This is a genomic window from Metasolibacillus meyeri, assembly GCF_003049505.1.
GTDB lineage: Bacteria > Bacillota > Bacilli > Bacillales_A > Planococcaceae > Metasolibacillus > Metasolibacillus meyeri.
Genome location: NZ_PYWN01000111.1, coordinates 1 through 4,193 on the forward strand (window position 1 = coordinate 1; position 4,193 = coordinate 4,193).

The 4,193-nt window shown below is 39.1% G+C and carries 5 protein-coding genes; 3 read left to right on the plus strand and 2 right to left on the minus strand.

The window, feature by feature from the left end; translation table 11 throughout:
- Positions 1 to 119 precede the first annotated feature (119 nt).
- Positions 120 to 1,346 carry an AI-2E family transporter gene (locus tag C9J34_RS15795; protein ID WP_107841146.1) on the minus strand — a complete coding sequence of 409 codons (1,227 nt, stop codon included), beginning with the start codon at positions 1,344 to 1,346 and terminating at the stop codon, positions 120 to 122.
- Positions 1,347 to 1,418: 72 nt separating this feature from the next.
- Positions 1,419 to 2,357, minus strand: coding sequence for an LCP family protein (locus C9J34_RS15800; RefSeq protein WP_107841147.1), 939 nt, complete (start codon positions 2,355 to 2,357; stop codon positions 1,419 to 1,421).
- A gap of 165 nt (positions 2,358 to 2,522) precedes the next feature.
- On the opposite strand from C9J34_RS15800, the gene msrA reads away from it, so the two are divergent.
- From msrA to C9J34_RS15815, 3 genes are read left to right on the plus strand one after another with little or no spacing between them, the layout of a single operon-like run.
- On the plus strand, positions 2,523 to 3,041 hold the full coding sequence (gene msrA, locus C9J34_RS15805) for a peptide-methionine (S)-S-oxide reductase MsrA (RefSeq protein WP_107841148.1): 519 nt from the start codon (positions 2,523 to 2,525) through the stop codon (positions 3,039 to 3,041).
- Between the two features lie 15 nt (positions 3,042 to 3,056).
- Complete coding sequence (locus tag C9J34_RS15810) at positions 3,057 to 3,764, plus strand: AzlC family ABC transporter permease (RefSeq protein WP_107841149.1); 708 nt, start codon at positions 3,057 to 3,059, stop codon at positions 3,762 to 3,764.
- Entirely contained in the window at positions 3,761 to 4,087 is a 327-nt protein-coding gene (locus C9J34_RS15815; protein ID WP_107841150.1) for a branched-chain amino acid transporter permease, read from the plus strand. Before C9J34_RS15810 ends, C9J34_RS15815 begins: the two co-directional genes overlap by 4 nt.
- Positions 4,088 to 4,193: the final 106 nt, after the last annotated feature.

Below are 4,193 nucleotides of genomic sequence, written 5' to 3' on the forward strand. Positions count from 1 at the left end.
CAGTATTTATTATTAGGGCTATCTATCAAATAGAATTTGATATTTTAATTTTATAAAGCACAATACATTTTCCAAATCAAAAAGCATAGTGGAACATAAGGCTCCACTATGCTTTTTGATTATTCCTCATACATATCCTCTTCTTCCATTTGGAAGCGATTATAGCGTTGTTTAAATACGCGGTAAATATGTGTTACGAACACTTTTATCAGCGCATATGTTGGTAGCCCTAAAATGACACCAGGTACGCCGAATAACGAGCCAGCCGTTAATAACACAAAAATAATGGTAATGGGGTGAATGCTTAACGATTTCCCCATAATTTGTGGCGAAATAAACTTCCCTTCAATTAACTGCACGATTGTCCAAACTGCAGCCAGCTTCAAAATCATAAACGGCGAGTCAGCTACGATGGCAATAATCGCGGCAGGTGTAATCGCAATGACAGGGCCTAAGTACGGTACAACGCTTGTTACCATCGCTAGTACGCCTAATAGCAATGCATATTCTAAACCGATGACAAGGAAACCAATTGTCACCATTGCTCCAATACAAATAGACACTAAAATTTGCCCTTGAATATAAGAGCTAATTTGCTTGTCCATATCATGCAAGACATCCCCTACAAATTTGCGCATGCTTGGCGGTGTATTGCGCAAAATAAACTTCGGCATTTTTTCGCCTTCGTACAGTAAATAAAAGAGGATAAACGGGACAATAACTAAGGACAACACTAAGCCTGTTAATGCAGAAACAAAGCCTGTAATGCCCGTTGCTACACTTGTCGCAAAGCCTGTTGCGAAATCCTTTACTTGTGAGACAACATCCTCCGTCAAGCTTGTAATCATTTTATCGTACTCCAAGTTAATCATGGAAAAATACTCATTCAAGCGTGAATTGTTCAGCCATGACACAATATTTTCAACAAATGCCATGAAATAAGCTGGAAACTCATTCATTAAGTTGGTAAATTGATCACGTAAAAATGGATAAACAAGCACAATGCTTAACGTTAAAGCGCCAATTATAACTAAATAAATAATTAAAATCGCCCATATTTTAGGAATTCTCCACTTCATTAATAAGCGTAAAAATGGTCGTGTTAAGTAATATAAAATAACGCCAAGTACTCCTGGCAAAATCACGACTTCAAATAATACACGTAGCGGCTGGAAAATAAATGAGATTTTATCATAAATAAAAATAACGCAGCCGACAATTAACAGAATAAGCAGGAAAAATAATAAATTCTTTCCACCTAAAAAGCGAATAAAACGTGTCGAAAAGAAATTTGATGTTTCTTGTGGTAATTCCTTATTTTGCGTATTTGTTTTTTTCTGCTCCAAACAACCACCCCTGCTAATTGTCAAATTTTCTGAAAAAATAGTTGTGCTGTCATTTTATCATGAATTATCAGCTTATTTCATCTGTAAAAACTCATGTAGTAGCGCTTTATTTTGCGCTTTGTCAATTTCTAAAACAGAGCCCGCATGTTGATACGCATTAAATGTATACGTTCCCTCTGCAGGAACCGTCATTTTGTCAATATTTATACCGCCACCTGCTGCAACAGATAACGCCATTTTCAACTCCTCAGCCGCTGTTAAATCCGTTGTTACATAGCCTTGTGCTGCTCCAACAAACTTCGGCAAATTTTTCGCATTGGCAATGGAAAATAACTCATCTTTTAACGCATCCATGACCTTTTGTTGACGCGCAACACGACCGAAATCCCCTTCCGCATCTTGTCTAAAGCGCGCATAGCCTAATAGCTCCTTCCCATTTAACTGCTGTGTGCCTTGCTTTAATGCAACACCGATAAATGCGGACATATCTTTTTCCACATCCATCGTAATGCCATTCGGTGCTAAAATATCAATCATTGCCTCAAAGCTTTTAAAATCAATGACCGCATAATGATGGATGGGTACATCAAACATCGCAGTTAATGTATCCTTTAATAATTGCACACCGCCTAAATAATAGGCTGTATTCAGCTTATACGATTGATAGCCTGGAATATCCGCATAAATATCACGCATAAACGATACGAGCTTCATCTCGTTCGTATCGCGATTCCACGATAACAGCATCATCGTATCCGTACGTGACTTCTCTTCCCCGCGGCTATCGACACCTAAAATTAAAAAGTTTTCAATTTCTCCTTTTTTCGCATCCGCCGCAAAATCCTGCTCTGGTAGCTTCGTCTCACTTGCCAGCTTTTGCCCGCTCAAATATTGCTGAACGCTATAAGCAGCACCCCCTAGCAACAATGCGATGACAGCTAGAAAAATAAGGCGCCCTGTTCTAAATTTTTTTCGTTTATGACGTGTTTGGCGTCGTTCCAATTGCTCCATAAAATTCTCCTTTTAACGATTGTATCAGTTCGATTATACTATTTTTTCCACGCATTACATATGTAATTATTATTTTAGACGATTGTTGTTGAAGAAAGTTCAAATATCTTGTCGATAGTTTTTCACACATGATACAATACAGGCTAATGAAAGGGAGGAATACTAATGGAAAAAGCAACATTTGCAGGTGGCTGTTTTTGGTGTATGGTCAAGCCATTTGACCAGTGGGACGGCATACATAAAGTAACAAGTGGCTATATGGGTGGCCATGTGGAAAACCCAACATACGAGGATGTAAAAGGCGGACAGTCTGGTCATTTAGAAGTGGTGCAAATTGAATTTGATGCAAGCATTTTTAGCTATGAGCAGCTTCTTGACATCTACTGGATGCAAATTGACCCAACGGATGCAGACGGCCAATTCCACGATCGTGGTGAATCCTATTCAACAGCTATTTTTACGCATAGCAAGGAGCAGCAAGCACTTGCTGAAAAATCAAAAGAGGCTCTAGCAGCAAGCGGTCGCTTCAAAAAGCCAATCGTCACAGTCATTCGAGAGGCAGACACTTTCTATATAGCAGAAGACTATCACCAAGATTACTATAAAAAAGAACAAGCGCATTATAAGGAAGACCGCGCTAAATCAGGGCGAGACGAATTTATCGACACACATTGGCAAAAATAAAGGATGTGAAGACATTTGAACAGTTCAACACGTGCTGCGCTAAAATTCGCGTTTCCCCAAACGCTTCCGATTTTAGCGGGCTTTTTATTTTTAGGCATCGCCTACGGAATTTTTATGAATTCCTTAGGCTTTCATGCCATTTATCCAATTTTAATGAGCCTCCTGATTTTTGCAGGCTCGATGGAATTTGTAGCAGCGAATCTACTACTTATTTCCTTTAACCCGCTAAGCGCATTTTTCCTTACGCTCATGGTCAATGCAAGACATTTATTTTATGGTATATCTATGCTCGACAAATACGGAAATCTTGGACGCAAAAAATGGTATGTCATTTATGGTATGTGTGATGAATCTTTTGCAATCAATAGTACATTGAATATTCCGAATCATCTGGATAAAGGAAAGGTCATGCTATTTGTCACGCTGCTCAATCAAATTTATTGGGTAGCTGGCGCAGCAATTGGTGGTATTTTCGGTTCATTTATCACGTTCAATACAGAAGGTTTAGAATTTGTAATGACGGCACTTTTCGTCGTTATTTTTATCGAAAATTGGTTTAGTACGAAACAGTACCATAGCGCACTGTTAGGCCTTTTACTATCAGCGATTGCCTTAGCGATTTTCGGTGGTGAACGCTTTATTATTCCTGCCATGCTCGCAATTTTAGGCATATTAACATTGCTGCGTTCAACTTTACAAAAGAACAAGGAGGCGACGCTATGACCATTGTACAGCAAGTAATTACAGTCGGTGTAGTTGTACTTGGCACAATGTTAACACGCTTTTTGCCGTTTTTCATTTTTCCAGCAAACAAGCCAACATCTGCCTATATCCAATATCTTGGTAAAGTATTGCCTGCTGCCGTTATCGGCATGCTCGTCATTTATTGCTTTAAAGATGTTCGCTTTTTATCTGGCCATCACGGGCTACCAGAAATTTTAGGCGTCGCTGTTGTTGCTGGTTTACACCTTTGGAAACGCAATATGCTATTATCGATTGCGGCGGGTACAATTTTTTATATGGCGCTTGTGCAATTTGTGTTTTAGGGGGATTTTTAAGTGGATGAAAATAGTAGTACGAAAGTAACGATTCGCCCACAAGATATGAACTACTCCCTGTCAAGTAGACAATTAAATCCGCCCATTTGATTCG